Origin of the sequence: Streptomyces sp. NPDC005485 (genome assembly GCF_040606085.1) — a bacterium.
In the GTDB taxonomy this organism is placed as follows: Bacteria; Actinomycetota; Actinomycetes; order Streptomycetales; family Streptomycetaceae; genus Streptomyces.
Genome location: NZ_JBEXDZ010000288.1, coordinates 1 through 4984, shown reverse-complemented (window position 1 = coordinate 4984; position 4984 = coordinate 1). Strand labels below are relative to the sequence as shown.

Sequence of the window (4984 nt, the reverse complement as noted above, 5' to 3'; positions counted from 1 at the left end):
GGTTTTCAAGGCCCCACCCACCCCAAAAACCCGGGGGCCGGTACCGGCAACGGGCCCCGGGCCTCGGTCGTGTTCCCCTCACGGTCCTCTACCGTCCTCTGTCATGACCGTGATCAGCGCCCAGTCCTTCCGCACCGCCCGTCTCGACGTCCTCCCCCTCCGCGTCGAGCACGCCGAGGAGATGGCCGCGGTGCTCGGCGACCCGGCGCTGCACGAGTTCATCGGGGGCGCTCCGCACTCCCCCGAAGCACTGCGGGCACGCTACGAGCGGCTGGTCGCCGGCTGCCCCGACCCCGCCGTCTCCTGGTGCAACTGGGTGCTGCGGCTGCACGAGGGCGGGGCCCTGGTGGGGACGGTGCAGGCAACGGTCGCCGGGGGCGTCGCGGAGATCGCCTGGGTGGTGGGCACCGGCTGGCAGGGGCGCGGGTTCGCGTCCGAGGCCGCCGTGGGGCTGGTCGGATGGCTGGAGCGGCAGGGCGCAGGGTCCGTCGTCGCCCATGTCCACCCCGAACACCGCGCGTCGGCGGCCGTCGCCACGGCGGCCGGGCTGACACCGACGGGCGAGGAGCAGGACGGCGAGGTGCGATGGCGGCGCGAACCGCGCCCCTGACGGAGACGTCCGTACGGGCCGCCGTGCCCGAGACGCCCCTGCGGGAACCCGGGCCGTACGGCCGCTTCGATGCCGTGTCACTGCCTCCCGCCACCCACGACCGCGTCACCGACCTCCCCGGACAGCACGCCTGACAGCCCTGCCCCCGCCAGGCAACGGCGAAGTCGCGGGCCGTACGGCACCGAAGAGCAGGACGGCGAAGCACGACCGCATCCCACCCACCACCCAAGACCCCGTCACCGACCTCCCCGGACAGCGCGCCTGACAGCCCTGCCCCCGCCAGGCAACGGCGAAGTCGCGGGCCGTACGGCACCGAAGAGCAGGACGGCGAAGCACGACCGCATCCCACCCGCCACCCAAGACCCCGTCACCGACCTCCCGACAGCGCGCCTGACAGCCCTGCCCCCGCCAGGCAACGGCGAAGTCGCGGGCCGTACGGCACCGAAGAGCAGGACGGCGAAGCACGGCCGCATCCCCCGCCACCCAAGACCCCGTCACCGACCTCCCCGGACAGCACGCCTAACGCCCCGCCTCCCTGGGCGGATCGGCGGCGTCCCGCCACGCGGCGGCGAAGTCGCGGGCCGTTCGGTAGCGGTCGTCGGGGTTGGGGAAGGTGGCGCGCTCGACCACCGCCAGTTGTTGCGGGGTGCCGCGCCAGGCGCGTTCCTCGTCGCCCGCGTCGAGGAGCAGCCGGGCGGTGCGGCCCAGGGTGAAGACCGTCGTACGGATGTCGATGAGCGCCCCGCGCGCGAACTCCTCCGGCGCCATGAACCGGCGGGAGCCCGGCAGCCGTTCGTCCTCCACGAGGAAGGGGCCCGGGCGGTACTCGTCGAGGTCCACCAGATGCATCACGTCCGCCGTGAAGTCGTACAGCAGTGCGCCGTCGTAGAAGTCGACGGCGACGTGACCGGCGGCCTCCACCGCCAGATGGGCGTCCAGGACGCGGTCGAAGGCGCCCAGGACGCGGGCGGTCGGCAGGGCGCGGAAGCGGGCCATGGGGCTGCCCGGGCTCGTACGGTCGCGGTGTCCCCCCGCGGTGGCGTGGTACAGCACCTCGCCCTCCCGCCAGGGCATCACCACCGCCGAACCGCCCTGCTGTACGGCGATCCGGTGCACCTGCGGGACGATCGCCGTGTGCCGTACGGCCCGGTGGAACGCCCAGCCGCGCTCCAGCGAACGGCGCGCCCGGCCGGTGACCGCCTCCTTCACGAACCAGCGCGCCCCGTCCAGCAGCCGCACCCCGTACGACACGCACCCCGAGTCCTGCTCGCGGAACACCCTGAACACCTCGCCCACCCGCCCCAAGTGAGGCTCCACGGCGGATACTTCGTCGACTCCCAGCAAGGGGTGTAGGACCATGCCCCAAAGCCTGCCCGACGGGGGCGCACCCGTGTCGCTCATATGGAGAGATGTCGCAGGCGGGACGGGCGCGGAGGCCGGATTCCGGGCGCCCGGCGACCGGGCCGCGCCGGGTGGCGGGCTTCCTTCAGGGTCCGCCCGATCGGGTCAGGTCCATCAGGTCCACCCGATCGGTCGGGTCCGTCAGGTCCGTCAGGTCCGTCAGGAAGAAGCCCGCAGGATCAGTTCCGAGGGCAGGACGAGTTGGCGGCGCTCCAGGCCCCGGGACGCCGCCGGGCGGCGGTCCGCGATCTCGTCCAGGAGGAGGTCGATCATCGCGTGGCCCATGTGCTCGATGGGCTGGCGGACGCTGGTCAGCGGGGGGTCCATGTGGCGGGCGATGGCGGAGTCGTCGTAGCCGACGAGCGCCACGTCGTCGGGGATACGGCGGCCCGCCTCGCGCAGGACCTGGCGGGCGCCGGCCGCCATCACGTCGGAGCCGGCGAAGACCGCGTCCAGCGTCGGGCAGTGGGCCAGCAGCTGTGTCATCCCGCGGCGGCCGCCCTCCTCGGTGAAGTCACCGGGGACGATCAGGCCCTCGTCGACCTCGCGGCCGGCGTCCTGCAGCGCCTCGCGGTAGCCGTCGACGCGGCGCTGGGCGCCGAAGACGTCGAGGCGTCCGGCGATGTGGGCTATGGTCCGGCAGCCCCGTTCGATCAGATGTTCCACGGCGACGCGGCCGCCGCCGTAGTTGTCGGAGTCGACCGACGGAAGTGTCTCCTCCACCGAGCGGCGACCGCTGATCACGGCCGGGATCTCCAGCTGGGAGAGCAGGTCGGGCAGCGGGTCGTCGGCGTGCACGGAGACCAGGAGGACGCCGTCCACCCGGTGCGCGGCGAGGTACTGGGCCAGCCGGCGCCGCTCGCGGTCGCTGCCCGCGAAGATCAGCAGCAGCTGCATCTCGGTCTCCGACAACGCGGAGCCGACGCCCTTGAGCATGTCCGAGAAGTACGGCTCCGCGAAGAAGCGGGTCTCCGGCTCGGGCACGACGAGCGCGATCGCGTCCGTGCGGTTGGCGGCGAGCGCGCGGGCCGCCGTGTTGGGCACGTAGCCGAGTTCGGCGACCGCCGCCTCGACCGCCGCGCGGGTCGCGTCACTGACCCGCGGGGAGCCGTTGATCACCCGCGACACCGTGCCGCGGCCCACTCCGGCCCGCGCGGCGACCTCCTCAAGCGTCGGCCGCCCGCCGCTCCGGCCCCGCGCTCCGTGGCCTGCCATGGTCCGCCTCCTGTCACGCCGCGTCACACCGCGTCGGCCTGGAATCTAACAGTCGTGATCCCTCGGCGAAGCCTCGGAGCGAGCCGTGGACGTCCGCCGGGCTCTTTAGCTAACAGGCCGATAACCGAAGGCATATCTCGCCGCTTCCACCCTTGACACCCCCGAACAAACCGACGACTCTTCAACACATCACCTGTGGGAGCGCTCCCACGGTACCTGACACATACACATCCCGCACGTTCCCCGCCCGAGCCGCAGCGAGAATAACGGGCCCAACAGTGCAGTTGGCCGGGGGGTCGGCACGTCAGGCAACAGGAGGACGCAATGCGCACGAGTACCCGCCGATCCCACCGGTTGGTGGCCCTCGCGGCCGTCGCCGCGTTGAGTACGGGGCTGCTGGCCGGCTGTTCCAAGGACTCGGACGACGGCAATTCGAACTCCGGCGGTGGGGGCGGTGGCGGTGGCAAGACCACGCTGACCATCGGCACCTTCGGGGTCTTCGGCTACAAGCAGGCCGGGCTCTACGACGACTACATGAAACTGCACCCGAACATCTCCATCAAGGAGAACGTCACCACCAAGACCGACGTGTACTGGCCGAAGACCCTGACCCGTCTGCAGGCCGGTGCCGGCACCGACGACATCCAGGCGATCGAGGTCGGCAACGTCACGGAGGCCGTGCAGACGCAGGCCGACAAGTTCGTCGACCTCGGCAAGGAGGTCGACAAGTCCCAGTGGCTGGACTGGAAGAACGCCCAGGCCACCACCAAGGACGGCAAGCTGATCGGCCTCGGCACCGACGTCGGCCCGATGGCGATCTGCTACCGCAAGGACCTGTTCAAGAAGGCCGGCCTCGAGACGGACCGCACCAAGCTCGCCGCGCAGTGGAAGGGCGACTGGTCCAAGTTCGTGGACGTCGGCAAGGAGTACATGAAGAAGGCGCCCAAGGGCACCAAGTACGTCGACTCCGCCTCCTCGGTCTACAACGCGGCGCTGGGTGGCGAGAGCCAGCGCTACTACGACAAGGACGGCAACGTCATCTGGGACAAGTCCACGGGCGTGAAGCACGCCTGGAACGCCGCGATGGAGGTGGCGACCAGCACCATGTCGGCGAAGCTGAAGCAGTTCGAGGACCCGTGGAACAAGGCCCTCTCCAACGCCAGCTTCGCGACGGTGGCCTGCCCCGCGTGGATGATCGGCTACATCGAGCAGAAGTCCGGCGCCTCCGGCAAGGGCAACTGGGACGTGGCGGCGGCGCCGACCGCGGCCAACTGGGGCGGTTCGTTCATCGGCGTGCCGACGGCGGGCAAGCACCAGAAGGACGCCATCGCGCTCGCGAAGTGGCTGACGGCCCCTGAGCAGCAGGCGAAGGTCTTCGCCAAGCAGGCGAGCTTCCCGTCGACCCCGTCGGCGTACTCGGCCCTGAAGCCGCTGGCCGACACCACGGCATACTTCTCGGACGCGCCGATCGCGCAGATCTTCGCCGACTCGGCGAAGACCATTCCGGTCCAGATCTTCGGCACGAAGGACCAGCCGATCGGCACGGCCATCACCGACGTCGGCATCCTCCAGGTCGAGCAGAAGGGCAAGACGCCCGACCAGGGCTGGGACGCGGCAAAGAACGAGATCAAGGACGTGCTCGGCCAGTGACAGGCTCCAAGCAGGCTCTCGCGCACCCCGCGTCGAGCGCCGACGCCGCGCCCGGCGACCAGCCGGGCGCGGCGCGCCGCGCTCACGCTCGCGGAAGACCACCGCCCG

At 71.3% G+C, this 4984-nt stretch carries 5 protein-coding genes; 3 read left to right on the top strand and 2 right to left on the bottom strand.

Annotated elements, in window-relative coordinates; translation table 11 throughout:
* The first annotated feature begins 103 nt into the window (after positions 1–103).
* On the top strand, positions 104–610 hold the full coding sequence (locus ABZS97_RS43420; protein ID WP_356149376.1) for a GNAT family N-acetyltransferase: 507 nt from the start codon (positions 104–106) through the stop codon (positions 608–610).
* The gene (locus tag ABZS97_RS43415) at positions 586–744 is read left to right on the top strand and encodes a hypothetical protein (RefSeq protein ID WP_356149373.1); all 159 of its coding nucleotides are present in this window, start codon (positions 586–588) and stop codon (positions 742–744) included. Before ABZS97_RS43420 ends, ABZS97_RS43415 begins: the two co-directional genes overlap by 25 nt.
* A 385-nt stretch (positions 745–1129) precedes the next feature.
* Here the strand turns inward: ABZS97_RS43415 and ABZS97_RS43410 are convergent, their stop codons facing one another.
* Together ABZS97_RS43410 and ABZS97_RS43405 are read right to left on the bottom strand one after the other, a co-directional pair.
* On the bottom strand, positions 1130–1969 hold the full coding sequence (locus ABZS97_RS43410) for a serine/threonine protein kinase (protein ID WP_356149371.1): 840 nt from the start codon (positions 1967–1969) through the stop codon (positions 1130–1132).
* 201 nt (positions 1970–2170) lie between these two features.
* On the bottom strand, positions 2171–3226 hold the full coding sequence (locus ABZS97_RS43405) for a LacI family DNA-binding transcriptional regulator (RefSeq protein ID WP_356149368.1): 1056 nt from the start codon (positions 3224–3226) through the stop codon (positions 2171–2173).
* Between the two features lie 324 nt (positions 3227–3550).
* On the opposite strand from ABZS97_RS43405, the gene ABZS97_RS43400 reads away from it, so the two are divergent.
* Positions 3551–4876, top strand: coding sequence for an ABC transporter substrate-binding protein (locus tag ABZS97_RS43400; RefSeq protein WP_356149365.1), 1326 nt, complete (start codon positions 3551–3553; stop codon positions 4874–4876).
* Positions 4877–4984 lie beyond the last annotated feature (108 nt).

Excerpts from the sequence above, each read along its gene's own strand:
- ABZS97_RS43420 (WP_356149376.1), top strand. The coding sequence starts at position 104 with ATGACCGTGATCAGCGCCCAGTCCTTCCGCACCGCCCGTCTCGACGTC.
- ABZS97_RS43415 (WP_356149373.1), top strand. The coding sequence starts at position 586 with ATGGCGGCGCGAACCGCGCCCCTGACGGAGACGTCCGTACGGGCCGCC.
- ABZS97_RS43410 (WP_356149371.1), bottom strand. The coding sequence starts at position 1,969 with ATGGTCCTACACCCCTTGCTGGGAGTCGACGAAGTATCCGCCGTGGAG.
- ABZS97_RS43405 (WP_356149368.1), bottom strand. The coding sequence starts at position 3,226 with ATGGCAGGCCACGGAGCGCGGGGCCGGAGCGGCGGGCGGCCGACGCTT.
- ABZS97_RS43400 (WP_356149365.1), top strand. The coding sequence starts at position 3,551 with ATGCGCACGAGTACCCGCCGATCCCACCGGTTGGTGGCCCTCGCGGCC.